Source organism: Streptomyces smyrnaeus, from assembly GCF_017676345.1.
Lineage (GTDB): Bacteria > Actinomycetota > Actinomycetes > Streptomycetales > Streptomycetaceae > Streptomyces > Streptomyces smyrnaeus.
In genome coordinates this window covers 82,246-107,148 of record NZ_JAFFZM010000007.1, presented here as the reverse complement: position 1 = coordinate 107,148, position 24,903 = coordinate 82,246, and the positions used below count along the sequence as shown (strand labels likewise).

The 24,903-nt window shown below is 69.8% G+C and carries 21 protein-coding genes; 9 read left to right on the top strand and 12 right to left on the bottom strand.

Annotated elements, in window-relative coordinates; translation table 11 throughout:
- Positions 1–6: 6 nt before the first annotated feature.
- From JW613_RS13535 to JW613_RS13525, 3 genes are read left to right on the top strand one after another with little or no spacing between them, the layout of a single operon-like run.
- Positions 7–960: a carbohydrate ABC transporter permease gene (locus tag JW613_RS13535; protein ID WP_209211053.1), complete on the top strand. Its 954-nt coding sequence runs from the start codon at positions 7–9 to the stop codon at positions 958–960.
- Positions 960–1,787: a carbohydrate ABC transporter permease gene (locus JW613_RS13530; protein ID WP_209211229.1), complete on the top strand. Its 828-nt coding sequence runs from the start codon at positions 960–962 to the stop codon at positions 1,785–1,787. Before JW613_RS13535 ends, JW613_RS13530 begins: the two co-directional genes overlap by 1 nt.
- A 50-nt stretch (positions 1,788–1,837) precedes the next feature.
- Positions 1,838–4,222 (top strand): beta-xylosidase/alpha-l-arabinosidase, encoded by a 2,385-nt coding sequence (locus JW613_RS13525; RefSeq protein WP_443742841.1) that lies wholly within the window; start codon positions 1,838–1,840, stop codon positions 4,220–4,222.
- A gap of 90 nt (positions 4,223–4,312) precedes the next feature.
- On the opposite strand, the gene JW613_RS13520 is transcribed toward JW613_RS13525, so the two are convergent.
- On the bottom strand, positions 4,313–5,590 hold the full coding sequence (locus JW613_RS13520) for a glycoside hydrolase family 10 protein (RefSeq protein WP_245225575.1): 1,278 nt from the start codon (positions 5,588–5,590) through the stop codon (positions 4,313–4,315).
- 424 nt (positions 5,591–6,014) lie between these two features.
- On the opposite strand from JW613_RS13520, the gene JW613_RS13515 reads away from it, so the two are divergent.
- Together JW613_RS13515 and JW613_RS13510 are read left to right on the top strand one after the other, a co-directional pair.
- Complete coding sequence (locus tag JW613_RS13515) at positions 6,015–6,737, top strand: YqeB family protein (protein WP_209211051.1); 723 nt, start codon at positions 6,015–6,017, stop codon at positions 6,735–6,737.
- 292 nt (positions 6,738–7,029) lie between these two features.
- Positions 7,030–7,329, top strand: coding sequence for a hypothetical protein (locus JW613_RS13510; protein WP_209211050.1), 300 nt, complete (start codon positions 7,030–7,032; stop codon positions 7,327–7,329).
- 188 nt (positions 7,330–7,517) lie between these two features.
- On the opposite strand, the gene JW613_RS13505 is transcribed toward JW613_RS13510, so the two are convergent.
- Genes JW613_RS13505 through JW613_RS13490 form a run of 4 tightly spaced genes read right to left on the bottom strand, consistent with a single transcriptional unit; the run spans position 7,518 to position 11,522 of the window.
- A complete protein-coding gene (locus JW613_RS13505) occupies positions 7,518–9,116 on the bottom strand; it encodes a pyruvate, phosphate dikinase (RefSeq protein WP_209211049.1) in 1,599 nt (532 codons plus the stop codon).
- On the bottom strand, positions 9,113–9,739 hold the full coding sequence (locus JW613_RS13500; protein ID WP_209211048.1) for a transcriptional regulator: 627 nt from the start codon (positions 9,737–9,739) through the stop codon (positions 9,113–9,115). Before JW613_RS13500 ends, JW613_RS13505 begins: the two co-directional genes overlap by 4 nt.
- 26 nt (positions 9,740–9,765) lie before the next feature.
- Positions 9,766–10,563 carry an ABC transporter permease gene (locus JW613_RS13495; RefSeq protein ID WP_209211047.1) on the bottom strand — a complete coding sequence of 266 codons (798 nt, stop codon included), beginning with the start codon at positions 10,561–10,563 and terminating at the stop codon, positions 9,766–9,768.
- Positions 10,560–11,522: an ATP-binding cassette domain-containing protein gene (locus tag JW613_RS13490; RefSeq protein ID WP_307865881.1), complete on the bottom strand. Its 963-nt coding sequence runs from the start codon at positions 11,520–11,522 to the stop codon at positions 10,560–10,562. The genes JW613_RS13495 and JW613_RS13490 overlap by 4 nt, the downstream gene beginning before the upstream one ends.
- An 86-nt stretch (positions 11,523–11,608) precedes the next feature.
- Here JW613_RS13490 and JW613_RS13485 point away from each other — a divergent pair, with 86 nt between their 5' ends.
- Together JW613_RS13485 and JW613_RS13480 are read left to right on the top strand one after the other, a co-directional pair.
- Positions 11,609–12,718 carry a TetR family transcriptional regulator gene (locus tag JW613_RS13485; protein ID WP_209211045.1) on the top strand — a complete coding sequence of 370 codons (1,110 nt, stop codon included), beginning with the start codon at positions 11,609–11,611 and terminating at the stop codon, positions 12,716–12,718.
- A 162-nt stretch (positions 12,719–12,880) separates the two neighbouring features.
- On the top strand, positions 12,881–13,327 hold the full coding sequence (locus JW613_RS13480; RefSeq protein ID WP_099877055.1) for a TIGR03618 family F420-dependent PPOX class oxidoreductase: 447 nt from the start codon (positions 12,881–12,883) through the stop codon (positions 13,325–13,327).
- 387 nt (positions 13,328–13,714) lie between these two features.
- Here the strand turns inward: JW613_RS13480 and JW613_RS13475 are convergent, their stop codons facing one another.
- Together JW613_RS13475 and JW613_RS13470 are read right to left on the bottom strand one after the other, a co-directional pair.
- Complete coding sequence (locus JW613_RS13475; protein WP_209211044.1) at positions 13,715–13,996, bottom strand: hypothetical protein; 282 nt, start codon at positions 13,994–13,996, stop codon at positions 13,715–13,717.
- A gap of 108 nt (positions 13,997–14,104) precedes the next feature.
- Entirely contained in the window at positions 14,105–15,070 is a 966-nt protein-coding gene (locus JW613_RS13470; RefSeq protein WP_209211043.1) for an SDR family NAD(P)-dependent oxidoreductase, read from the bottom strand.
- 148 nt (positions 15,071–15,218) lie between these two features.
- On the opposite strand from JW613_RS13470, the gene JW613_RS13465 reads away from it, so the two are divergent.
- Positions 15,219–16,085 (top strand): helix-turn-helix transcriptional regulator, encoded by an 867-nt coding sequence (locus tag JW613_RS13465; protein WP_209211042.1) that lies wholly within the window; start codon positions 15,219–15,221, stop codon positions 16,083–16,085.
- A gap of 308 nt (positions 16,086–16,393) precedes the next feature.
- Positions 16,394–17,674 (top strand): glycoside hydrolase family 18 protein, encoded by a 1,281-nt coding sequence (locus tag JW613_RS13460; protein ID WP_209211041.1) that lies wholly within the window; start codon positions 16,394–16,396, stop codon positions 17,672–17,674.
- 308 nt (positions 17,675–17,982) lie between these two features.
- Here JW613_RS13460 and JW613_RS13455 read toward each other — a convergent pair whose 3' ends face one another.
- From JW613_RS13455 to JW613_RS13435, 5 genes are all read right to left on the bottom strand, one after another.
- Positions 17,983–18,822: a carbohydrate ABC transporter permease gene (locus JW613_RS13455; RefSeq protein ID WP_099877049.1), complete on the bottom strand. Its 840-nt coding sequence runs from the start codon at positions 18,820–18,822 to the stop codon at positions 17,983–17,985.
- A 47-nt stretch (positions 18,823–18,869) separates the two neighbouring features.
- The gene (locus tag JW613_RS13450; protein ID WP_209211040.1) at positions 18,870–20,264 is read right to left on the bottom strand and encodes an ABC transporter permease; all 1,395 of its coding nucleotides are present in this window, start codon (positions 20,262–20,264) and stop codon (positions 18,870–18,872) included.
- Positions 20,265–20,275: 11 nt separating this feature from the next.
- A complete protein-coding gene (locus tag JW613_RS13445) occupies positions 20,276–21,613 on the bottom strand; it encodes an ABC transporter substrate-binding protein (RefSeq protein WP_209211039.1) in 1,338 nt (445 codons plus the stop codon).
- Positions 21,610–23,268, bottom strand: coding sequence for a glycoside hydrolase family 13 protein (locus JW613_RS13440; RefSeq protein WP_245225574.1), 1,659 nt, complete (start codon positions 23,266–23,268; stop codon positions 21,610–21,612). The genes JW613_RS13445 and JW613_RS13440 overlap by 4 nt, the downstream gene beginning before the upstream one ends.
- A 210-nt stretch (positions 23,269–23,478) precedes the next feature.
- Positions 23,479–24,774 (bottom strand): ABC transporter substrate-binding protein, encoded by a 1,296-nt coding sequence (locus JW613_RS13435; RefSeq protein ID WP_209211037.1) that lies wholly within the window; start codon positions 24,772–24,774, stop codon positions 23,479–23,481.
- Positions 24,775–24,903 lie beyond the last annotated feature (129 nt).

Sequence of the window (24,903 nt, the reverse complement as noted above, 5' to 3'; positions counted from 1 at the left end):
CACGTCATGACGACCACCAGCCTCACCCCACCAGCCACGCAGCGCCGCCGGGCAGCATCGGGCGGACGGCCACCAGGCCGCTCCGGCACCGGTACCAGCCGCCCGGGGTCCGCCTGGGCGGCACCCGCCGCCGTCTTCTTCGCCCTGTTCGCGCTCGTCCCGCTCGTCCTGGTCGCTGCGCTCTCCCTCAGCAGCTGGGACGGGCTGAGCGGACCGGAGTTCGTGGGACTCGGCAACTGGAAGAAGTTGTTGGACGACCCCGTCATGCTCAAAAGCCTCTGGCTCAGTGTTCTGCTCACGGTGCTGGGGGTCGCCATCCAGACCCCGCTGAGCATCCTGCTCGGCGTCTGGGCCGCGGGCCACCAGCGCAACAGGGCCGTCCTGTCGGCGATCTACTTCGTGCCGCTGCTGCTGTCGGCCACCGCCGTCTCCGTACTGTGGCGCGCCGTACTCGACCCCAACTTCGGGGTGCCGGCGCAGGTGTCCTGGCTGTTCGGCGACGGCAACCTGTTCGGCGTGCAAAGCAGCGCCATCGGTGTTCTCGTCTTCGTCAGCGCCTGGCAGTTCACCCCGCTGCACACGCTCATCTACCAGGGAGCGGCGCGCGCCGTGCCGCAGGTGCTCTACCAGGCGGCACGGATCGACGGCGCGGGCACCGTGCGGCAGTTCTTCCACATCACGCTGCCCCAACTGCGCAACAGCATCATCACCTCGATGATCCTGATGGTGGTGGGCGGCCTGACGACCTTCGAGACCGTCCTCATCCTCACCCAGGGCGGCCCGGGCACCGACACCACCATCAGCGCCTTCTACATGTACCAGAAGGCCTTCAAGAGCTACGACTACGGGACCGCCTCGGCGATCGGCGTGCTGCTGGTCCTCGTCGCCACGGTCATCTCGCTGATCATGGTGCGACTGTCGGGCTACGGCAAGATGCGCAGCACGATGGAGGGCCTGTGATCAAGCGCCGTCCCAACTACCTCGCCGGTTTCGGGTCCCTGGTCTGGCTCTTCCTGGTCGGGCTGCCGCTGTACGTGATGCTGACCGCCACGTTCCAGTCCCGCTCCGACTATGCCGAAAACGGTCCACTGGCGCTGCCGGACAGCTTCACGCTCGACAATTACCTCAAGAACCTCGACAACACCGAGAGCGGCTTCGGGCAGTACTTCCTCAACACGCTGATCGTCACCGTGTGCGTAGTGGGCATCGTCCTGCTCCTGGTGCCTCCGCTCTCCTACGCCATCGTCCGCAGCCGCAGCCGGCTGACGAACACCGTCTTCCGGCTCTTCCTGCTCGGCCTCGCCATCCCGTCGCAGGCCGTGATCGTGCCCATGTTCTACGTCATCAGCCAGGCGGGGCTCTACGACAACCTCGTCGGCGTCATTCTGCCGACCGCCGCCTTCGCCATGCCGGTGTGCGCGCTGGTCCTCACAGGAGCGATGCGCGACATCACCCCCGATCTGTACGAGGCGATGACCGTGGACGGTGCCTCGTCCCGGCGGATCTTCTTCCGTCTGGTGCTGCCGCTGTCCCGCGGCGGCCTTTCGACGATCGTCGTCTTCTCCGCGCTCCAGGCGTGGAACGGGTTTCTCTTTCCCCTGGTGCTCACCCAGTCGGCGGAGACGAAGGTGATCACGATGGGGCTCTACGACTTCCAGACCGAACACGGAGTAGACACCCCGGGCCTGTTCGCCGCGGTCGTCCTGTCCATGCTTCCCATCCTGCTCGTCTATCTGTTCGCCCGCCGCGCCCTGGTCCAGGGGCTGATGGGCGTCGGAGGAAAGTGACCGGCCACGTGACCGTAGAGACCACACGCCCCGAGGAGTCCCATGTCCCGCTGTGGAGGGACAAGGACCGCACTCCGCAGGAGCGGGCCGACGCCCTGCTCGCCGAGATGACCCTGGAGGAGAAGACCGCCCAACTCGTCGGGGTGTGGGTCGGCACCACCGACGAAGGAGCCGAGGTCGCCCCGCACCAGCACGACATGGAAGACCCCGTCCAGCTCGGCGACCTGCTGCCGTACGGACTGGGACAGTTGACCCGGCCCTTCGGGACAGCCCCCGTCGACGCCGCGCTGGGCGCCCTCGCGCTGCTGCGTGCCCAGCGCAGGATCGCCGGCGCCAACCGGTTCGGCATCCCGGCCCTGGCCCACGAGGAATGTCTCGCCGGCTTCGCCACCTGGGGCGCGACCGCCTACCCCATACCGCTCTCCTGGGGCGCCACCTTCGACCCCGCGCTGATCCAGGACATGGCAGCGGCGATCGGCCGCGACCTGCGTGCGGTCGGCGTTCACCAGGGTCTCGCCCCGGTCCTCGACGTCGTGCGCGACGCCCGCTGGGGCCGCGTCGAGGAGACCATCGGCGAGGACCCCTACCTCGTCGGCACCATCGGCACGTCCTATGTGCGCGGACTGGAGTCCGCGGGCATCGTCGCCACCCTCAAACACTTCGCCGGATACTCCGCCTCCCGCGCGGGGCGCAACCTCGCGCCCGTCGCCATGGGGCCCCGCGAGCGCGCCGACGTCATCCTGCCGCCGTTCGAGATGGCCGTACGCGAGAGCGGCGCACGGTCGGTGATGCACGCCTACACCGACACCGACGGCATCCCCTCGGCGGCCGACGAACGTCTGTTGACCGGGCTGCTCCGCGAGACCTGGGGGTTCGACGGGACCGTCGTCGCCGACTACTTCGGGATCGCGTTCCTCAAGACGCTGCACGGCGTCGCGGGCAGCCTCGACGAAGCCGCAGCGCGGGCACTCATGGCCGGGGTCGATGTGGAACTCCCCACCGTGAAGGCCTTCGGCGAGCCGCTGCGCCGCGCCGTCCGAGACGGCCTCGTGCCCGAAGCCCTCGTGGACAGAGCCGTGCGCCGGGTCCTCACCCAGAAAGCCCAGTTGGGCCTCCTCGACGCGGACTGGGACCCGGTGCCGCCCGCGCTCGCCGGGAGGGCCGAAGAAGCGGAGGGGGATGCGGACAGGCCGGAAGCGGGCACGGACGCCGCGGACCCGCGCGGCACCGTGGACCTCGACACCCGCGCCAACCGCGCGCTGGCACGCCGCGTCGCAGAGCGTGCCGTCGTCCTGCTCCACAACGACGGCACCCTGCCCCTCACGGCGGATGCCGCGCCGGCCCGCATCGCGCTCATCGGCCCCAACGCCGACGTGCCGACAGCGGTGCTCGGCTGCTACTCCTTCCCCGTCCACGTCGGCACCCAGCACCCGCACAAACCGCTCGGCATCGAGCTGCCGACCGTGCGCGAGGCCCTGGCGGCCGAGTTCACCGGCAGCGAGATCGTCAGCGCGCCGGGCACGAGTGTCGACTGCCGCGACACGGACGGCTTCGCCGCTGCCGCGCAGCTGGCTCGCGGAGCCGACCTGGTGATCGCCGCGCTGGGGGACCGGGCGGGGCTCTTCGGCCGGGGCACCAGCGGCGAGGGCTGCGACGCCGGTTCCCTGGCCCTGCCTGGGGCACAGCAAGAACTGCTCGACACACTCCTGGACACGGGCACACCGGTCATCGTCACACTCCTGGCCGGCCGCCCCTACGCCCTGGGTAGTGCGGCAACACGCGCCGCCGCCGTCGTACAGACCTTCTTCCCCGGCGAGGAGGGAACGCGGGCGCTCGCCTCCGTCCTCAGCGGACGGGTCGCCCCCTCGGGACGGCTGCCCATCAGCGTGCCGAAACTCCCCGACGCGCAGCCCGCCACCTATCTCGCAGCCCGGCTCGGCCACACCAGTGACGTCTCCAGCGTCGACCCGGCACCGGCCTTCGGCTTCGGACACGGACTGACCTACACCACCTTCACCTGGTCAGAGCTCGACGTGGCAGCGGAAGAGGCCGGTACGGACGGTGAGTTCGCGCTGGCCTGCACCGTACGCAACACCGGCACACGCACCGGCACCGAGATCGTCCAGCTCTATCTGCACGATCCGGTCGCCTCGGTCGTCCAGCCCGAGCAGCGCCTCATCGGGTATGTACGCCTCGAGCTGGCGCCCGGTGCCGCGGCGCGGGTGCGGGTGACCGTACCGGCCGACCTCGCGTCGTTCACGGGTCGCGACGGGCGTCGCATCGTCGAACCCGGCGAACTGCACCTGCGGCTCAGCGCCTCCAGCACCGACCCGCGACTGACGGCCAGGCTCCGGCTCACCGGTGAGGCGCGCACGGTGGACCACGGGCGGCGGCTGCACCCGGAGTTCCGAGTGGAGCACCTGCCACTGCCATGACCGCCCCCATGCGGCCGGGTGGTATCCGTGCGGCGCCGCACCGGGGCCCTGGCAGGCGGTGGTGACACCGTCCACCAGGGCCCCCACAGTTCACGACGCGGTGCAGCCACCGAGGGCGGGCGGTGCGGTGTTGCCGCCCGTCATCACGGTGAACCCGAAGCTGGTCGAGGCTCCCGCAGCGAGACTGCCGTTGCCGTTCGGCCGCATCGTCATGACCATGCCACTGCTGTCCCAGCTGGGCGTACCGTTCCACGTCGCAGAGATCCGCTGCCCCGAGCCGACGGTCACCGGCACGCTCCACGCGCTGATCGCGGAGGACCCCGCCGTCACGGTCACTTTGCCGTTGTAGCGGTCGCCCCACTGCTCCTGCTTCGCGAACGAGACGGTGCAGCTGCGTGTACCTCCACCGTCGTCGCTTCCACCGAGCGCGGTGAGCACGGCGTGGTACGCGGGCTTCTTGTTGTAGTTGTCGTCGAAGAGCAGGGGGGTGCCGCTGCTGCGCCAGGAGTACTTGTCGGTGACGCCCCAGGTGGTGATCCCGGTGCAGCGGGAGACCGCGAGACACGCCCTGACCACGTTGCCGTAGCTGGTGGCCTGGGCCGAGCCCGATCCCTCGATGTCCAGCTCGGTGATCTGGACATCGACGCCGAGGTCAGCGAAGCGCTGCAGATTCTGCCGGTAGTCGCCCGGTACGGGGGAGTTGCTGTTGAAGTGGCTCTGGAACCCCACACAGTCGATGGGGACGCCGCGCTGTTTGAAGTCCTTGACCATGTTGTAGACGGCGTTGGACTTCGCGTTCACCCCGTCCGTGTTGTAGTCGTTGTAGCAGAGCTTCGCTGCGGGGTCGGCCGCGCGGGCAGTGCGGAAGGCCTCCTCGATGTAGCCGTCACCCAGCTTGTTCTGGAACGGCGAGCTGCGCCGCTCGCCGCTGCCGCCGTCCTGGAATGCCTCGTTGACGACGTCCCAGGAGTGGATCTCGCCCTTGTAGTGCCGCATTACCTCGGTGATGTGCGTGTTCATGGCCGCACGCAGGTCGGCGGCGCCCAGGGTGCCCACCCAGCCGGGTAACTGGGAGTGCCATACGAGCGTGTGCCCACGGACTTGCATGCCCTGCTGCTGGGCGTGCGAGACGATCCGGTCGGCTGCGCCGAAGGTGAACGTTCCCCGAGAACTTTCGAGTGCGTCCCACTTCATCTCGTTCTCCGGGGTCACCGATGTGAACTCGGTGTTGAGCGTGTTCACATACGGTGTTTCGCCGAGATGGTTGGCGGCGACCGCGGCGCCGAAGTAACGGCCCTGCGCGGCGGCGGAGCCACCCAGGGTGCTCGCGGCCTGAGCGGGACCGGAGAGCGCAACGACCCCCGTCATGCTGAGGAGCCCGCCGACGCCCAGGGCCAGAAGGCGGCGGAAGCTGTTGCGGCGGACCGTGGCGCGTGGGGAGAGGCGCGATCTGCTTCTCGCGCCTGAGGCTGTACTGATCATCGGCTGCCTCTCTTCGTCAGTGAGGGGACGGGCGTGGTGGATCCATGCCTCGGACATGTACCTGCCAACTCGCCCACGCCGGACCGCATGGGCCCGGGTTCGCGATGGTGGGACAGATCCTGGTGCATGACGCGCCGCCGAAACAATGGCGAGATACAGCCGAAAAGTTTTCGGTTCGGGAGTGACGGGTGATACGCGCTGCACGGTTCCTTGTCCCGCTGACTTGCGGCCCGGATTCGGCTACTTCCGTCGAGGAGCCATAGACCTTCGGCTGACGACGCGGTGCCCGCCGGCCGGGAGGCTCAAAAGCATGGAAGTACAGGAGAAGGAGACCACGGTCGCCCAACCGCGCTGGCTGGTGCCCGGATTCGCCGCGGCGGGCATGATCGCCGGATTCCTGGCGAAGTTGGCCGCCGGGTGGGTCGTGGAATGGCCCTGGGTGCCTTTCGAAGGACCGCTGAGGATGCTCGTGGGAACCCCCGAACCCTGGCAGAGCCTGTGTGCCGTGGCAGTCGGGACGGTCGCAGGACTGGTCGTCGGACTGATCGGTCTGCACGAGTCGCTCGCCCTGCGGGTGTCAGGGTCCCGGGTGGAGCTGAGCGTCAAGGACGCTACGTGGGAGTTGGGGCGGGACCGGGTCCGGGCGGCCTTCCTGGACGGTAAGGAACTCGTCGTACTGAGCACCGACGGCACGGAACTGGCCCGGGAGAAGTGCGACCTCGACGCCGACCGGGTGTCCGCCGCCTTCACCCGGCACGGATACACCTGGCTGGACACGGACCCCTTCCACAGCGACTTCCGCCGCTGGGTACCCGGCGCCACCGGCCTGCCCCCGGGTGCGGATGCCGTGCTCCGGGCCCGTGCCCAGCTGCTGCGCAAGGGCGGTGAGGAGGACGACCTGCGGGAGCTGCGGGAGGAGCTGGCGGCCCTCGGAATCGTCGTACGGGTCGAGAACAAGCGGCAGTGGTGGCGAGCCGTCGCAGGCCACGCGCCGGATGGGACCGACGAAGGTCCGGCGTCGGACGAGCGGTAGTGCGCCGTCGAGCCCGGTCCCGCGACTGATGTGCGCCCAGTGTCACAAATGCCTTGAAAGCCGCCGCCACGACTGACGCAGAGATCAGAATTCAACATCAATCACTCTTGTCCGAAAAGAATCGGACAGTTAACCGCACAAGCTGTCATGCTCTTCGACGGGGGCAGCCATACGTGCACCACGTGTGGCCGGCCCTCTTCGGAATTCTCGTTGTGGCTTGTCGAGCTGTCCGCCACGCAGCACAAGGGCAGCCTTGACGGTCTCACGGGGGGACAGCGAACCGAGGAGTGACATGAAGTTGACCAAGGCCCTGACGTTCTGCGCGCTGGCGGCGGGGGCGGTGTTCGCCACAAGTGGCACCGCCACAGCGGCGTCTGAACAGAGACAAGCCATACAGGGCACATGTGAGTTCCAGATCTCCAGCAACAAGGTGACCGGCTCGACGAAGTGCTCCGGAGTCGACAGCTATCGGGTCCAGATCAAGTGCTCGGACGGGACCACGCACTACGGCGTATGGCGAACCTCCGGATGGTCGATCGCCTCCTGCAAATTCCCGCAGGCCATCACAGGTATCGGAGCCCAGGTCAGCTGATCCGTGCGGAGTGCGGACCTTCTCTCCCGCTTAGCACAGATGCGGTAGCCGGGGAGGAACTGTTCTCCTCCGCCAGGTCGGGAGCAGGGTCCGGCCGCCCACGCGACAGCGCCGGACGACTGGACCCGTACTCCGAAAGCCACCGTTGAAGCGGTACTCGATCGCGGTCAGCGCCGTGTTACCGCAGTTCACGCCGAGCCGGCGGGCCGGCGGCGCTTCGAGTGCGTCCCGGACCACGGTCGGTTCGCCCCACGCGTCGGCGGCGCCGTGCCGCGGGACGCCAGCGCGGCGTGGGCTGCGGCGAGGCGCTGGGACTCGCTGCGTTCCGAGTGGTCGCCCGAGACCTCGTCGGCCCAGGCGAGCAGTCGGTTCAGGTGGTCGCCGGCCGGGTCGGCGACGATGCGGGGGCGGCCGAGGGCGACCTCACCGCTGGACCCGTCGACGGTGACGAAGGTGCCGTCGTCGAGGGAGAGACCGTCGGCCGTCACGGCGCCGGTACCGGGGTCGAAGGTGAGACCGGCGGCGCCCACGACCGCGGGCTTACCCATGGCGCGGGCGACGACCGCGGCGTGGCTGGCCGGTCCGCCGCGCGCGGTGACGATTCCGGCGGCGGTTGCGAGGCCGTGCATGTCGTGCGGGGAGGTCTCCGGGCGCACCAGGACGACCGGGGCGTCCCTGGCCATGCGCACCGCCCGATCGGGGGTGGTCGCCACCCGGCCGGTCGCGACGCCCGGGCAGGCGCCGACCCCCCGGGCGAGGACGCGGGTCTCCTCGTACGAGGCGATGCGCGGCGTGCGGACGTGCCTGAGGTGCTCGGTCGAGACCCTGCGCAGCGCCTCATGGCGGCTGATGACCCGCTCGTCGACGAGTTCGGTGGCGAGGCGGACGGCTGCGCCGCCGACGAACCGGCCGGGCCTGACCTGGAGGAGCCACAGTTCGCCGGACTGGTAGGTGAACTCGACGTAGCAGGCGTCCCGGTAGTGCCCCTCGATCCGGCGCAGGGCGCCGTGCAGCTCCGTCCACACCGCCGGCTCCCGGTCGGCGAGAGCGCGCAGCGGACTGGTCGCCGAGGCGCCGGAGACGACATCCTCCCCCTGGTGTCCGAACAGGACCTCGCCGTACGGGATGTTCGCGCCGGTGTTGGGGTCGCGGCTGAACGCGACCCCGGTGCCACTGTGGGCGTCCCGGTTCCCGAACACCATCGACTGGACGATCGCGGCCGTACCGAGGTCGTGTGGAATGTCGTGCACGGCGCGATAGGTGCGGGCGCGCGGCGCGTCCCAGGACGAGAACACGGCCTCGATCGCCAGCACCAGCTGTCGGTCGGCGTCGTCCGGGACCGGCGCGTCGTCGGTGGTCGTGGCGGCGAGGCTCGACAGGAGACGCTGCCGCGAGTCCTCGGCGAACGCCCGGTCACCTGTCTCGGCGGCCAGACCGGCGGTGGCCCCTGTGGTGAGGCCGAGGTTGAGGATCGTGCTCATCATGCCGGGCATGGACACCCCGGCTCCGGAGCGCACGGACACCGCGAGCGGCTGCCGCGGCCCGCCGAAGGAGCGGCCGGTGGCGAGTTCGAGGCCGGAGACGGCGGCCGCGAGCTCGTCGCGGAGCCCGTCGGGCAGGCAGCCGTCCCGCAGAAAGGCGCGGCACGCCTCCGTGGTGACGACGAAACCGGCCGGCACCCGAAGCCCGAGGCGGTGCAGGAGGGCGAGGCCGAGCGCCTTGCCGCCCAGTGCGTCCATGTCCGCTCCCTCGTCGAGCTCGGCGGAGAGCGCGCGGATCCATCTCATCGCTGCTTTCCCAAGGTGGCGAGCAGGTCTTCGTGCAGCTCCGCCCACACGGTGTGATAGGAGGCGAGGTCGTCGGTCACGTACTCCAGCTCGCCGGCCGCGGCGCGGTCGAGGGCGCCGGCGAGCCGGATCCGGTAGCGGCCGAAGCGGGACAGGGCGGCGGAGAGTTCGGCGCAGACGGGGGCGAGGCGCCGGTCGAGGTCGGCGAACCGGTCGAGGATGCGGGCGTCGTAGGCGGGGTCGCGGTGGTCGTTGGCACTCACGACGCCGCCGACGTCGCGGAGTTGCCAGGCTCCACAGAGGTCGAGCAGTTCCGGGTTGAGGACGAGGAACCGGCCGAACGCCACCTCGACGGCACCGCGGGCGCCGGCCGAGTCGAGCTCGTGGGCGATCTGTTCGGCGTCCGCGGCGCGGCCGGCGTCGGTGAGCAGCCAGCAGGGCGGGTTGCCGGGGAACCGGGTGACGAGGCCGGCGGCCCCGAGGTCGATGAGCTCGGATGTCAGGTCGGACTCGTCGAGGCCCGTGACCTCGTGGAGCCGGGCGGTGCCGGCGGCGCCGACACAGCGCAGGGCGTGCAGAGCCGGCAGGACCGCGTCCGGCGCCTTGGTCTCCGGTGTGTCCATGTTGGTTCCTTCCTCCGGTGGGAGGTTCACTCCTGGCGCCCGTAGGCGCGGACGGCGAGCGGGCAGCAGGTGGCGAACAGGACGGCCGACCAGAGCAGGGCGCGGCCGACGCTGCCCGCCTCCGGGGTCCCGTTCAGCAGGGCGCGGCAGGCGTCCATGACGTGGGTGACGGGATTGATGTCGGCCCAGGCCCGCAGCCAGCCGGGCAGGGTGTCGGTCGGGCCGGTCAGGCTGCTGCCCAGTTGGAGCGGCAGAAAGGCGATGAAGCTGAACGCCGTGACGGCCTCGGCGCTCCTGACGAGGACGCCGATGAGGACCGTGAGCCAGCTGAGGCAGAACCCGAACAGGATCGCGAGACCTGCCGCGCCCAGCGCGGCGGGGGCGCCGCCCTGGACCCGGAAGCCCAGCAGTGTGCCGATGGCGAAGAGGATCACCACGGCGATCAGATAGCGGAGGACGTCGGCCAGCACGGAGCCGAGCAGCGGTGCGGTGCGGCTGATCGGGAGGCTGCGGAACCGGTCGGTGACGCCGTTCCTCAGGTCCAGGTTGATGGCCGTTCCGGTGGAGACCATGCCGGCGAGACCGGCGCCCATGACGAGGATCCCGGGGAAGAGATACTGCGCGTACTCGGCGGTGGAGCCGGCGACCGGGCGGCCGAAGAGATAGAGGAAGAGGACCATGAAGAGCGCGGGGGTGATGACGCCGTTCACGACCGGCCCCGGGTTGCGGGTGGTTTTGGCGAGGCTGCGCCGGGCGAGGACCACGCTGTGCCGGAGGGTGGCGAGGGGGCGCGGCCCGGTGGCCCGGGTGAGGGGCGTGGTCATGCTGCCTCCTCGGCGGCGTGGTCGGTGGCGGTGGCCCCTGTCAGGTGGAGGAAGACCTCGTCGAGGCTGGGCAGCCGGAACGCGAACTCACTGATGTCGAGGTCGAGCTCCCGAAGTCGCGCCGCGATGTGGAAGAACTCCGCGTCGTCGGCGACCGGCGCGACGAGTTCGTGGCGGTGCGACCGGCCGGGCTCCCGCCCGGTGACCTGGGCGACGACGGCCGCCGCGGCATCGAGATCGCCGACGTCGGCCGGTCTCAGGACGACGGTGTGCCCGCCGACCTGGCGCTTGAGGTCGGCGGATATGCCGGAGGCGATCACCCGCCCGTGGTCGACGACGGTGATCTCGTCGGCGAGGGCGTCGGCCTCCTCCAGGTACTGCGTGGTGAGCAGGACCGTGACGCCGTCCTCGGCGAGCTCGCGGATCGTCCGCCACAGTTGGTCGCGCTTTGCGGGGTCCAACCCGGCCGAGGGCTCGTCGAGGAGCAGCACCTCGGGCCGCCCGACCAGGCCGGCAGCGAGGTCCAGGCGGCGTCGCATCCCGCCCGAGTAGGTGGCGACCGGACGATCGGCCGCCTCCTCGAGGCCGAAGCGGGACAGCAGCTCGCCGGCCCGTCGGCGGGCGTCCTGCCGGCCGAGGTCGAGGAGTCGGCCGATCATGACCAGGTTGGACCGCCCGGTCAGCTCCTCGTCGACACTCGTGTGCTGCCCCGAAAGCGCGATGCGTCGGCGGACCCCGGCGGGATCCCGCAGCACGTCGAGACCGGCCACCCGCACCCGGCCGGCGTCCGGGCGCAGCAGGGTCGCCAGGACGCGGACGACGGTCGTCTTGCCGGCGCCGTTGGGTCCCAGCAGTCCCAGCACGTGGCCGCGGTGAGCTGCGAGGCTCACCCCGTCGACCGCCGTCGTCCGTCCGAATCTCCTGACCAGACCGTCGACTTCGAGCCCCACGTCATCCACACCCGATCTCCAATGCTCGCTGTTTTCCGATGATGCTGGCATCTGGATGCCCGTTGTATCATGCCACGGGAGCGGAAGGGGACACGATGGCGAGGCTGACCCGGGCCCAACAGCAGGAGCGGACAAGGGCCGCGGTGCTGGTCGCGGCGCGCGAGGAGTTCGCCGAGCACGGCTACGCGGACGCCAAGATCGACCGCATCGCCGAACGGGCCGAACTGACCAGGGGCGCGGTCTACTCCAACTTCACCGGCAAGCGCGCGCTCTACCTCGCGGTGCTCACCGAGACCGCCGAGCGGGCCAGGGCCGCCGCCGAGCCGCCGATGGAATCACCCGACTCCGCCGGGCAGGCGCTCGGCGCATTCGCCCGGGTCTGGCTCGAACGCCTGCCACTCGCCGGCGACACCCCCGGCAGCGGGCACCTCCAGCTGAGCTCGCTGTCCGGCGTGCTCGACACCGCGCCGACCAGGGCCGCGCTGGCCGAACTCGTGCGATTCGAAGCCCTCTTGCTCGCCCTGGCCCTGGAATCGCTCCCCGGGGCCCACGCCCGGATGGTGCGCCGTGCCGCGCTGGCACTGACCCTGCTGCACGGCGCGGCCGGCCTCGCGGAGAACGCCCCCGGGGTCGGTGACCCCTTCGATCTGGCCGGTGCCGCCGAGCACCTGGCCGACATCGCCCTCACGGATGACGCGGAGCCGCCCCACCTGCCCTTCGTCGCTCCGGCGCGGTCGACGGAGGACCAGTGGGCGGCACCCGGCGGCCTGCGTGACGAGATCACCGGCCGCCCGATCGACCTCGGCGACGACGGCGTGATCGTCACGCTGGGCGTGGCCCGGCTGTCCGCGACCGAGGAGGCGGTGCGCGCGGCCCGCCCCGGCGACGAGGTGACCATCGTCGTAGTGACCGACGACCCGGCCGAGACCGGCCGACTGGCCCGACTCCGACTCCTCGATCTCATCGGCTGCCTGCGCCGGGTGTTCGCGGCCGGGGAACTGCCGCGGACGCGCGTCGTGTTCGACGACAACGGCGCGGTTTCCGCAGCCCTCGGGCGGGACTCGGTCGACGACGGCGCCGAGTTCGCGGTCCGGGTGGCCGACAAACTGATCGTGGCCCGCGCGGAGGGACGCGGCGCAGGCCATGCCGCGGCCGACCACCGCGCCGTCGACCGCGGCCGACGGAAGCGGCCGAAGACCACCTGAAGCGACCCAAGGCCACCTGAGACCCCGTCAGTCAGGGACGGGGAGGTGCCGCGGAAGGTGCGGTGGGGGCGTGGCGGCGCGCCGCGGTGGGCGCCGGGTGCCGCACGATGCCGCAGCGCCCCGAGCCGCCCCGTCGATCATGGTGCTTGGTAGCCTCCGAGCATGAGTACGACCTTCACCGAAGCCGTCCGCGCCCGACTGCGCGCCCCCCACATCTGGTATGTCGGGACGGTGTTCGCCGACGGAGCACCGCAGGTCAGCCCGATGTGGGTGGATCTGGAAGGCGAGAGCGAGCTGACGTTCAACACCTCGGTGGGGCGGGTGAAGGAGGAGAACCTGCGCCGGGACCCTCGCGTCTACCTCTCGCATGCGGACGCCGCCGACCCCTTCGACCGGGTGCAGATCAGCGGCGAGGTGACCCGCTTCATCGAGGGCGAGGAGGCCCACGAGCGGATGGACCGGCTGGCCCGGAAGTACCTGGGCAGCGAACGGTTCGAGTGGCTCATGCCGGGAGAGGAACGGGTCGCGGTCATCGTGCGCCCGGTCAAGGTGCGGCACATCGTCGGGGTGGAGCGGTTCCGGCCCGGCGGTCCCGTACCGGCCCCCTGATTCGGGCAGCGGAGGCGAGGTGGTGAGGGGCCGCCATTCGGCCGCGGGCGATGGTCGGAGGCGCTCGGACAGACCCTGTGGGGGCGAGCGGAGAGAACCGGCTGAGGCGCGGCTGGGAAACGTCGCGGCTGAGACGCCGTCGGGGACGATCGCCGGTCAGGCGCACCCCGGGGCGGCTGCCGGCGCACGTTCGGGCCGTCACTGGCTGAAGACCGTCCTCCTCTGGGCAGCGGTGGCGCTCACCTCGATGATCATCGCGGCGGTCGTCGTCGGCCTCGTCGCCTTCGACGACGCGCTCGAACACCCCGAGGACGGCGGCTTTTCAGGGTCGCAACCATCCTGATCTGCCACCGGCGACTCATGCCGTGACTCTGCCGGTCACCTCGATCAACGCCACTGCGGGGGGATGTTCTCCATCTGTTTCAGCAGGTCCCAACCCTCGCGCCGGTGCTTGCGCTCCTCCAGCGAACTGTTCCACGGGGCACCGCGTCCCACCCAATATCCGCGGTAGCTGCGCAGACCCGTGACGCTGGCGTCCCCGACATCGGGCTCATTGCCGCAGCAGGGACAGATAGCAGCCTCATTCGGCCAGCCACCCTCCCAGAACACCTCACCCTCGAAACCGCAGACCCGGCAGACAGTCTCCGTAGTGTCCTCTGCATCCGCCACGTCCACAGCCTAACGATCACGATCGAACGCAGCGACGTTCGGTGCGCCCTCGACGGAAACCCGGCTGCCAAGGAGCTGGACGCCCGGGCCGTTCAGTCGCTGGTCGAGCTATCGGGGCGTGCCCGTCACGTCGCCTGAGAACGTTTCCGCTTTGGCTGCGTACGTCGCGGTGAACCGTTCGGCGGCCTCCCACAGCTCGCCTTCGCGCTGCGGGTCGTAGGACTCCTGCGACGAGTGGGCCGCACGGCTGCGGTCGACGTAGGAGCCGGTCGGCGCATGGGTCGTGCCGAGGACGACGTCGGCGAGGTAGCGGCCCGCAACACCGGGGCCGGTGGCGAAGGGAGTGAGGGCCATCACCGGCATGATGCGGCGCATCGCGAACCGGGCGACCGGTCCCGCGTTGCGGGCGAGGCCGGTGCCGGGGACGAACCCCGGGTTGTAGGCGACGGCGTCGATCCCGGCCGGCAGCCGGCGCGCGTACTCGTGAACCAGGTAGATCACGGCCAGCTTGCTCGTCGAGTACGCGGTGCGCCCGCCCGCCGCGGTGTCCGGCTTGGGGAAGGCGCCCGTGCGGGCGAGGACCTCCGGGGACTTCCAGACCGGACCGGGCACCATGCCCATGTTGTGCTTGAAGTCGCCGAAGTGGGTGTCGCTGGTGGTGAGCACGATCCGGGCGGGAGCGGCGAAGCGGTCCTGGAGCCGTCGGACGAACAGGTGGTTGGCGAGCACGTTGACGGCGAAAGTGGCCTCGAACCCGTCGGGTCCCTCGGCCAGCGCGTTCGTGTACTGCACGCCCGCGTTGCCCACGAAGCCGCGCAGCGGCGGCAGGTCACCGCGGTCGAGCCGGTCGCGGATCTTGTCGGCTGCCGAGCCGACGCCGGACAGCGAGCCGAGGTCCGCCGAGACATGCGAGACCGGGTGCCCGCCTGCGCCGAGCTCCGCAGCGAGCTGCGCCCCGGAGGAGCCACGGGCCACGAGGACAAGGTGGGCGTCCGGCGACTGGCGCAGGATGTGCTCCGCGGCGGCGCGGCCGATCCCGCGGCTCGCGCCCGTCATCACGATGGTGTGCTTCATGGAAGGCTCCTCAACTGGTCAACCGATGGCGCCCGGCTCGGGCGCATCTCCACGTTCGACGGTGGCGCCACCGCCAACCAGTGCCGTGCCCGTCACTAGGACTGGCAGTACCCAGGCTCATCCTGCGCCGACCAGCGAGAATGAACCCATGGTTTCCTCCCGCTCCGATTTCGCCGCACTCCTGCGCACCTGGCGTGACCGACTGTCCCCGGCCGACGCCGGCTTCTCGATGGCCGACGGCCGCCGTGTCCCGGGGCTGCGCCGGGAGGAGCTCGCACAGCTGGCAGGACTCTCCGTCGACTACGTCCTGCGCCTGGAACAAGGGCGTGCGACAAACCCCTCGGCCCAGGTCGTCGGCGCCCTCGCCCGGGCACTTCAGCTCTCCCGCGCGGAGCGCGACCAGCTGTACCGGAGCGCTGAGCTCCTTCCACCCCAGGACGGGAAGGTCAGCACTCATGTGCCCCCAGGCATTCAACGGCTCGCCGCGCGCCTGGGCGACATACCGATCGGGGTGTTCACCGCCGACTGGACCCTGGTGTGGTGGAACACCACATGGAGCGCCCTGCACGGGGACCCCGCCACCCTCCCGACCGCCGAACGGAACCTCGCCCGCGCACTCTTCGGCAACGGCGCCGCGCATGCCTCGATGCTTCCCGTCCAATCCGAGCGAGGACCGGACGCTTTCGCGGAGTCGATCGTCGCCGACCTCAAGGACGCCGTTTCCCGCTATCCCAGGGATGCCCAGCTCGGTCGTCTCGTGCAGGAGCTGCGGGAAGTCTCCGATGCCTTCGCCCGTCTCTGGACCGCACAGACGGCCGCCGCCCAGCACACGACGGACCGCAAGACGATCCGGCATCCTCAGATCGGCGACATCCTGCTCGACTGCGACGTCCTCGTCGTCCCCGGCGCAGACCTGCGCATGGTCACCTACACGGCAGCGAGCGGCAGCATCGAGGCGGGGAAGCTGGACCTTCTTCGCGTCACAGGCAGCCGTACTGCCACCCCGCTCCCTTGACCCGGGCTGCCCGGGCATCAGCCAGGGGGCCGCGGCCGGTGATGAACAGCTGGGCAGAGTCGGGGAACAGCGGTAGCGACTGCGGCCGAGTCGAGTTGTGCCTGAGCCGCGCCTGATCGGGCGCCGCCCGTCACCGCCGTACGGGCCACTCCAGACGGCGGACTGAACCGAACGGTGATCACGGCCGTTGCTGGGGGCGGTGCCGACAGCTGCTATCGGTCCGAACGATCGACGGACTGATCACGCCCTCCAGCGTTCCCAGGGCGGATGACAGGCACCCCTCCCCGCACCCTACTCGCGAGGTGACCATGCTCGGATCGGACAGAAGACAGGATCTCGGCCCCGCCAAAGGCCAACGCCGCCGCGGCCTCTTCGCCGTCGTAAGCGCGTTGTGCGCGGCAGCTGTGGCCGCGGCCCTGCTCGCGGTCAACACCTCTGGCGGAAGCGACGACCGGCCGGAACTGACCTCGGCCGCGAGATCGCAGGCCACGGACAAGACGGTTGGGTATTTCACCAACTGGGGCGTCTACCAGCGCAATTACCACGTCAAGAACATCGAGACCTCGGGCTCGGCCGACAAACTCAGCCACATCAACTACGCCTTCGGCAACGTCCAGGGCGGCAAGTGCACGGTCGGCGACAGCTACGCCGACTACGAGAAGGCCTACACCGCCGCCCAGAGCGTGGACGGCAAGGCGGACACCTGGGACCAGCCGCTGCGCGGCAACTTCAACCAGCTGCTCAAGCTCAAGCAGAAGCACCCGGACCTGAAGGTGCTGTGGTCCTTCGGCGGCTGGACCTGGTCCGGCGGCTTCGGTGAGGCGGCCAAGAATCCCGAGGCCTTCGCCGAGTCCTGCTACAACCTGCTCAACGACTCCCGCTGGAAGGGGCTCTTCGACGGCATCGACATCGACTGGGAGTACCCGAACGCCTGCGGTCTGAGCTGCGACACCAGCGGCCGACACGCCTTCACGGAGGTGATGAAGGCGCTGCGTGGCAAGTTCGGCGACAAGCTGGTGACAGCGGCCATCTCCGCCGACGCCACCAAGGGCGGCAAGATGGAGGCCTCCGACTACTACAAGTCGGCCGCACAGTATGTCGACTGGTACCTGCCCATGACATACGACTACTTCGGCGCTTTCGACAAACAGGGACCGACAGCGCCGCACTCGCCACTGGAAGACTACGACGGGATCCCCAAGAAGCTGTTCGACACCAAGTCGTCCATCGCGGCACTCATATGGAACGGAGTCCCTCCTGAGAAGATCCTGATGGGGCTCGGCTTCTACGGCCGTGGCTGGACGGGTGTGACGCAGAAGGAACCCGGCGGAACGGCGACCGGACCGGCTCCGGGCAAATACGAGCAGGGCATCGAGGACTACAAGGTCCTCAAGACCCGCTGCCCGGCCAACGGCACGGTCGGCGGTACGGCCTATGCACACTGCGGCAACGAGTGGTGGAGCTACGACACTCCGCAGACCATCGGAGGGAAGACCGACTGGGCCAAGAAGCAGAAGCTGGGCGGCACGTTCCTGTGGGAGTTGAGCGGTGACACCCGGGACGGAGAGCTGATCAAGTCCATCCGGTAGGGGCCGCGCAGTTGGACGGCGTCGTCCCCGACCTCTCCACCTCGACAGCGAAGCCGAGCGACACCGGGGTGAGGCAGACGAGCGGCCCCCGTCGGCGCCCGGTGGCGAAAAGCACTGCAGGAGGGCTGCCGCGCCCGCAAGGCGTGACTCTGTCGACTGGTCAGGCCCCAACCGGCAGCGGCGCAGTCACTGTTACGTCGCCGAAGCGGGGCGCCACCGTATGGGTGGCGCCCCGCCTCATGGCTCTGCTGTTCGGTCGGCGAGGTCACTTCGCCTACAGAGCATTTCCCTCTACGAGCATCTACGAGTCATTTCACCGACCCCGCCATCACGCCTTGGACGAAGTGCCGCTGGAAGGCGAAGAAGATCGCCACTGGCACGATCAGGGACAGGAAGGCTCCGGGCGCCAGTACGCCGATGTTGCTGCCGAACTGCCGCATCTCCGACTGCAGGGCCACCGTCAGCGGCTGCGACTGGCTGTCTGCGAAGATCAGCGACACCAGCATGTCGTTCCACACCCACAGGAACTGGAAGATCGCAAGGGACGCGATCGCCGGACGTCCCAGCGGGAGTACCAGCCGGAGGAAGATCCGCCACTCGCTGCCGCCGTCCATCCGGGCGGCCTCCAGCATTTCGCGGGGGATTTCCGCGAAGTAGTTCCGCAGCAGGAAGACGGCGAACGGCAGTCCGTACGCAACGTGGAAGAGGACCACTCCGGGGATCGTGCCGAAGAGCCCGACCGCGCCGAACATCTTGGCCACGGGCAGCAGGCCGACCTGGATGGGCACCACGAGCATGCCCACCACGATCAGGAAGATCCAGTCGCGGCCGGGGAACTCCAGCCAGGCGAAGGCATATCCGGCCAGGGCCGCGACCACCACAACGGTCACCGTGGTGGGCACCGAGATCAGCACCGTGTTCCAGAAGGCATCGACGATGCCCGAGTTGTCCAGCAGTGCCGAGTAGCCGTCCAAGGACAGACTGCCGGGGTTGGTGAGGGCGTTCCACCAGCCGGTGGCCGCGTTGTCCTCGTCCGGCCGCAGGGAGCCGATGAACAGCCCGAAGGCCGGGGTGAGCCACAGCAGCCCGACGATCACGAGACCGAGCTGCACCAGGCTGCGGCTCAGTTGCCGCAGCAGCCAGGCCATGGGCCGCGGCCTCCCGGTCTTGGAGGAAGCCGTGGTGGGGAGGGCGGTCATGACTGGCTCCTGCGGAAGCGTCGGATGTTGAAGATCATCGCCGGTACCACCAAGAGCAGCAGCAGGACACCCAGCGCACTGCCCAGGCCCTGGTTGTTGCCACCGCCGAAGGACACCAGCCACATCTGCAGGGCGAGGACGTTGGCGTCCTGTTGCACGGGGCCGGGTGCGATGACGAAGACGAGGTCGAAGACCTTCATCACATTGATCACCTGGGTCACGAAGACCACCACGAGCACTGGAGCCAGTAGTGGCACGGTGATCCTGCGGAAGATCTGCCACTCGTTCGCGCCGTCTATCCGGGCGGCCTCGATCACATCCCGTGGCATGGCCGAGAGCCCGGCTCCGATCAGTACCAGCGCGAAGCCGGTCCAGATCCACAGGTAGGCGCCGATGATCGCCGGGGTGATGAGGGCGGGACCGAGCCACTCCACACCACCGTAGGGCTCGGCGAAGTTCCGCGCGGGCAGGCGTACGGAGTAGTCGCCGGCCGCCAGCTTGTCGAAGCGGTACGAGCCGTCGGACGCGGTGGTCGTCTCGGCCACGACCTTTCCGTCCGCGTCGACCGCCTCCACCGCCAGGCGCGGCAGCCCGCTCTCCTTCGGGTCCACCTGTCCGGGTTTTCCGCCACCGCCGAGGGTGAAGTCCACCCAGGCCACACCGCGCAGCTCGGCGCCGCCGGGGGTGGCGGCCGAGGCGTCGCGGGCGGGCTCGGCGTCCTTCGGCAGATCCTTGGGCGGGACGCCGACCAGGCCGAGGTTGACCGTGTTGCCGGGGGAGGCCTTGTCCTTCGTCGTGTACGAGCCGTCCTTGCCCTTGGCCAGCACAGTGCTGTCCTTGGGGCGCGCTGTCGGGTAGCTGGCGCCTTCTTCGAAGGCGTCGTGCACTCCGACGGCGACCGCGTTCAGTACGCCCCGCTCGGGGTCCTGCTCGTAGACGACGCGGAAGATGATGCCCGCGGCGAGAAAGGAGATCGCCATCGGCATGAACAGCACCAGCTTGAACGCGGTGGCCCAGCGGATCTTCTCGGTCAGTACGGCCAGGATCAGCCCGAGGCCGGTCAGCAGCAGCGGCGCGACCACCACCCAGATGGTGGTGTTGCGGATCGCCTTCAGCGTCGCCGGGTCGCGGAACATCTCCGCGTAGTTCTCGACGCCGACGAAGCGAGTGCCCGAGGCGTCGAAGAGGCTTCGCCCGACGGTGAAGAGGATGGGATAAGCGACGAGCGCGCCGAGCAGCAGCAGCGCGGGCAGCATGAACAGCAGGGCGATCAGGCGTCGGCGGCGTAGGGCCCGGCGGCGCGGGCTGTGCTCGGGGTCGCCGGTGCCCGGACCCGCCCCGCCCGGCAGCGGTGCCGGGCGGGCGGGGGCCTGCACAGAAGTGGCTGGCATCCGTACGTTCCTCAGTCCTTGTACGCCTTGGCGGCGGCGGCCTCGAGCTTGCGGGCCGTGGCCTTGGGGTCGGACGGGTCACGCAGGAAGTCCTGCAGAAGCTTCCACTCGCCGGCGCCCTGGGTGCCGCCGAAGGCGGCCGGGGCCTGGTCGGACATGTCGAAGCGGACCGAATTACCGGCCTCGATCAGCGACTTGGCCGTCTTACGGGTGACGTCGTCCTGGTACGCCTCCGGCTTCACGCCCTTGTTGGGGGAGAGGAAGCCTCCGGCTCCGGCCCAGATCTCGGCCGCCTCCGGCGTCGCGAGGAACTCGACCAGTTTCATGCCGGCCTTGCGCTGCTTGCCGGCCTTGAGGACAGTGGCCGCGTCACCGCCACCGACGACCGGCTTCTTCCCGTCCCCGACGGCGGGGAAGGGGAAGAACTTCGCGTCCACGCCGACCTTCTTCTTCAGGTCGCCGGAGATGGTGGCGCCCACGAAGTCGCCCTCGTAGACCATTCCGGCCTTGGGGTCGTTGCCGAAGACCTGCTCGACGGACTCGGGGAAGGTGGTGCGCAGCGCGCCCTTACCGCCGCCGGCGACCAGCTTCTTGTCCTTGAACAGCTCGGAGAGCGTGGTCAGGGCCTTGACGACACTCGGGTGCGTCCAGGGGATCTTGTGTGCGGCGAGCTTGTCGTAGTTCTCGGGCCCGGCCTGCGACAGGTAGATGTTCTCGAACCAGTCGGTGAGGGTCCAGCCGTCCTCGCCCGCGACCGAGAAGGCGGGCAGCCCGGAGTCGGAGACCGTCTTGCCGGCCTTCAGCATCGCGTCCCAGCTCTGCGGGGTCTCGACCCCGGCCTGGGAGAGGGCATCCGGGCTGTACCAGACGGTCGACTTGTTGGAGGCCTTGAAGTACAGGCCGTAGTACTTGCCGTCGATGGTGCCGTAGTCCTGCCACACCGGTGCGAAGTTGCTCTTGGCCTCGGCCTTGGTCTTGGCGGACAGCGGCTGCAGCCAGCCCTTGTCGGCGAACTGCTTGAGCACACCGGGCTGCGGCACCATCACCACATCGGGTGCGTTGCCGCCCTCGATCTTGCTGCCGACGACGGTGGAGACGTTGTCGCCGGTGGAGATGAACTTGGTGGTGGCGCCGGTCTTCTCGGAGAACGCGTCCAGCACCTTCTTGAAGTTCTTCTGCTCGACGCCGGTCCACACTCCGGCGACCGTGACCGTTTGCCCCTTCAGCTCCTGAGAGCCGGCGCTCGCGGTGTCGTCGCCGGAACCGCAGGCGGTCGCGGTGAGGGCGAGACCGAGCGTCACAGCGGTGGTGGCCGTCGCTGTCCGGCGTCTGATGTGGGTGCGGCTCATGGTGTGTTTCCCTTCGGGGAGTTGGCGGAGTGGATGGGCAGATCGCTGATCCACCACGCGGCGGTGGATCCGGGGAGGACGCCCGGCGGGCAGTCCCGGCTGGCGAGGAGCGGGGTCCCGGCGACCGGTGCCGGTGCCGGGTCGAGGCCGAAGTTGACCGCACAGACCAGACCGTCGCCGCGTACGAACGCCAGGATCTGGGGCGGGGTCTCCAGCCAGCGCAGGTCTCCCTCGCCCAGCTGCGGCAGACTGCGACGCAGTTGCAGTCCGTCGCGGTAGAGGTGCCAGAACGAGCGGGTGTCGGCCAGCGCCCGCTCGGTGGCGTGCTCGGCGAACCACTCGGGCTGCGGCAGCCACGGCCGGGCCGTGCTGTCGGCGGAGGTGAAGCCGAACGGAGAGGCGTGCCCGGACCAGGGCAGCGGCACCCGGCAGCCGTCCCGGACGCGCTTGCGGCTGCCGGTCCTGCGGAAGATGGGGTCGGTGAGTACCTCGTCGGGCAGGTCGACCACCTCGGGCAGGCCCAGCTCCTCACCCTGGTAGATGTACGCGGCACCGGGCAGCGCCAGCATCAGCAGCGCTGCGGCCCGGGCACGGGCGGGCCCCACGGTGGTGCTCTCCCCGGCGTACCGGGTGACCGTCCTGACCTGGTCGTGGTTGTTGAGCACCCAGGTGACGGTGGAGCCGGTGCCTGCGATGTCGGTGAGCGCCTCGGAGATGGTCTTCCGGAAGGCGTCCACGTCCCACTCGGCGCTCAGCAGGTCGAAGAAGAACGCCTGGTGCAGTTCGTCGGCGCGTACGTACTCGGCGTGCTCGCGGGCGGTGGGCACGGACACCTCGCCGACCAGCAGCCGTTCGATCCCGTCGCGGGCGGCGTACTCGTCGCACACCGCCCGCCAGTCGCGCCACACCTGGTGCACCTCGGGCTGGTTCCAGGCCAGCGGGTTGACCGAGTCCCGGGCACGCTCGTCGGCCTCGGGGTCGGGGGAGTCGGGGAGTGCGGGGTGTTTGAACAGGCCGGCGGCGACATCGATGCGGAAGCCGTCGACGCCTCGGTCGAGCCAGAAGCGCAGCACGTCGATGAAGTCCCGGCCGACCTCCGGGGCGCGCCAGTTGAGGTCGGGCTGGTCGGGGGTGAACAGGTGCAGATACCACTGGCCGGGCCTGCCGTCCGGCTCGGTGACCCGGGACCAGGCGGGGCCGCCGAACATGGCCCGCCAGTTGTTGGGCGGCAGTTCGCCGTCCGGCCCGCGCCCGTCGGCGAAGTGGAAACGGGAGCGGGCCGGGCCGCCGGGCCGGTCCGCCAGCGCGGCGCGGAACCACGGGTGCTGGCTGGAACAGTGGTTCGGGACGATGTCGATGACGACCTTCACGCCGAGCCGGTGGGCGTCGGCCACCAGGCGGTCGAACTCCTGCAGGTCGCCGAAGAGCGGGTCCACGTCGCAGTAGTCGGCGACGTCGTAGCCGTGGTCGTGGTGCGGCGAGGGGTAGAAGGGGCTGAGCCAGATCCCGTCCACGCCCAGCTTCTTGAGGTACGGCAGTCCGGCGCGGACCCCGGCCAGATCGCCGACGCCGTCCCCGGTGCTGTCGAGGAAGCTGCGGACGTAGACCTGGTAGATCACCGCATCGCGCCACCAACGCTGGGTGGTGGTGGCCATGGCTATGTGCATGCGTGGTGCCTGTTCTCGTCGATCACTCGTTATGCATGCATGTTATGTACGGGTGACGAACAAGTGTCAATGAGTTTGCGCGAGATGACAGAGCAGCCCCGGGCCTTTGTCCGGGTTTGCCATGGATTACTGAAGCAGTGCGCTACTTAACGAGTAAGTAGCCTGAGAGGGATGGCGTGACCGCCGGCGCGCGAGGGCTCAGTCGCGGTGGACGATCGCCTCGAGCTCTCGTGTCAGCCGAGCCACCGCCTGCTTCGGTGTCACCCGCTGCGCCAGCGCGTCGTACACGACGGCCTGCACGGCGAGGTTCACCTGCTCGTACCGGGGGCTCTTGGGCCGCGGCTGGGCCGCGAGCACACTCTCCCGGAGCGTCGGCAGATACGGATACCGGCGCACCAGCGCCGGATCGGCGTAGATATCAGCCCGCACCGGCGGCAGTGCCCCCTTGGTGAGCACTCGGCGCTGCACCCGTTCGCTGGTCAGATAGGCGAGCAGGTCAGCGGCCGACTCCTTGTGCCTGGACCGCGCGTTGACGGCGAGGTTGGAGCCGCCCAGCACCCCGGCCGCCGGCCCGTCGGGTCCGGGCAGCGGCACCACTCCGAACTTCCCCGCGACCTTCGAGTCGCTTCCGCTCGCCGTCCCGTGCACATACGGCCAGTTGCGCAGAAACAGCAGCTTCCCGTCCTGGAAGGCCCGGCGGGATTCCTCTTCCTTGTAGGTGAGCGCTTCCTTCGGGATCCAGCCCTCCCGCACTCCCCGGGCCAGGAAACCGATGCCCACCCGGGCGGCGCGGGAGTCCACAGTGACCCGCGCCCCCTCGTCCGCGAGGAAGGTGCCGCCCGCGGACTGCACGGCCTCCACCGCGTTGACCGTCAGCCCCTCGTACGGAAGGAACTGCCCCGCGTAGCCGTCCAGTCCGTACTTCGGGGCGACCGTCTTCGCGAGCCGCTCCAGTTCGGCCCAGGTGCGCGGCGGCGCCTCGCCCTCCCGGTCCAGTATGTCCTTGCGGTAGTAGAGCAGGCCCGCGTTGGTGACGTACGGCAGCGCGTGCAGCCGACCGCCGAAGGTGGCGGTGTCCACCACGGGCGACAGAAAACGTTTGATGGGGAAGCGGTCGGAGTCGAGCGGGGCTGTCCAGCCCGCAGCGGCGAACTCGGAGGTCCAGGCGACGTCGATGTTGAGCACGTCGTAGCGGTCGCTGCCCGATCGCAGACTGGTCGCCAGTTGCGCGCGGACCTCGTCCGCGGCCTCCGGCAGCTCGACCAAGGTGACCTTCTCGGCCGGGCGTTCGCGGTTCCAGTCGCGCAGTACCCCGCGCAGATAGCCGGTCAGATCACCGCCCGTCACCAGGGTCAGCGGGCCGCGGCCCTCCCCGGAGCCGGCCCGGGAGGTGCCGACCGCCGGGTCGCCGGCCCGGGCGCCCGCACCCGTATAGCCCACGAGGATCAGCGCCGCCGCCAGGAGCCCCCTACCCGCGGCCCGCGTCCACCGCATAGGTTCCTCCCAGGCACACCAGCGCCAGCTTGCCCTCGCCGGCGTCCGGGCCCCTGTATACCTGTTAGGCATGCGCGATACTAGATCTTGCGGGCATGTACGGGGGCGATCCGGCTCACAATCAGGGGG

Bases quoted from the DNA above. Each gene is read 5' to 3' on its own strand.
- JW613_RS13510 (WP_209211050.1), top strand. From the start codon at position 7,030: ATGAAGTTGACCAAGGCCCTGACGTTCTGCGCGCTGGCGGCGGGGGCG.
- JW613_RS13460 (WP_209211041.1), top strand. From the start codon at position 16,394: ATGCTCGGATCGGACAGAAGACAGGATCTCGGCCCCGCCAAAGGCCAA.
- JW613_RS13520 (WP_245225575.1), bottom strand. From the start codon at position 5,590: ATGACGGGGGTCGTTGCGCTCTCCGGTCCCGCTCAGGCCGCGAGCACC.
- JW613_RS13440 (WP_245225574.1), bottom strand. From the start codon at position 23,268: ATGGCCACCACCACCCAGCGTTGGTGGCGCGATGCGGTGATCTACCAG.
- JW613_RS13465 (WP_209211042.1), top strand. From the start codon at position 15,219: ATGGTTTCCTCCCGCTCCGATTTCGCCGCACTCCTGCGCACCTGGCGT.
- JW613_RS13515 (WP_209211051.1), top strand. From the start codon at position 6,015: ATGGAAGTACAGGAGAAGGAGACCACGGTCGCCCAACCGCGCTGGCTG.
- JW613_RS13435 (WP_209211037.1), bottom strand. From the start codon at position 24,774: ATGCGGTGGACGCGGGCCGCGGGTAGGGGGCTCCTGGCGGCGGCGCTG.
- JW613_RS13500 (WP_209211048.1), bottom strand. From the start codon at position 9,739: ATGGACACACCGGAGACCAAGGCGCCGGACGCGGTCCTGCCGGCTCTG.
- JW613_RS13535 (WP_209211053.1), top strand. From the start codon at position 7: ATGACGACCACCAGCCTCACCCCACCAGCCACGCAGCGCCGCCGGGCA.
- JW613_RS13485 (WP_209211045.1), top strand. From the start codon at position 11,609: ATGGCGAGGCTGACCCGGGCCCAACAGCAGGAGCGGACAAGGGCCGCG.
- JW613_RS13470 (WP_209211043.1), bottom strand. From the start codon at position 15,070: ATGAAGCACACCATCGTGATGACGGGCGCGAGCCGCGGGATCGGCCGC.
- JW613_RS13450 (WP_209211040.1), bottom strand. From the start codon at position 20,264: ATGCCAGCCACTTCTGTGCAGGCCCCCGCCCGCCCGGCACCGCTGCCG.
- JW613_RS13505 (WP_209211049.1), bottom strand. From the start codon at position 9,116: ATGAGATGGATCCGCGCGCTCTCCGCCGAGCTCGACGAGGGAGCGGAC.
- JW613_RS13455 (WP_099877049.1), bottom strand. From the start codon at position 18,822: ATGGCCTGGCTGCTGCGGCAACTGAGCCGCAGCCTGGTGCAGCTCGGT.
- JW613_RS13495 (WP_209211047.1), bottom strand. From the start codon at position 10,563: ATGACCACGCCCCTCACCCGGGCCACCGGGCCGCGCCCCCTCGCCACC.
- JW613_RS13445 (WP_209211039.1), bottom strand. From the start codon at position 21,613: ATGAGCCGCACCCACATCAGACGCCGGACAGCGACGGCCACCACCGCT.
- JW613_RS13480 (WP_099877055.1), top strand. From the start codon at position 12,881: ATGAGTACGACCTTCACCGAAGCCGTCCGCGCCCGACTGCGCGCCCCC.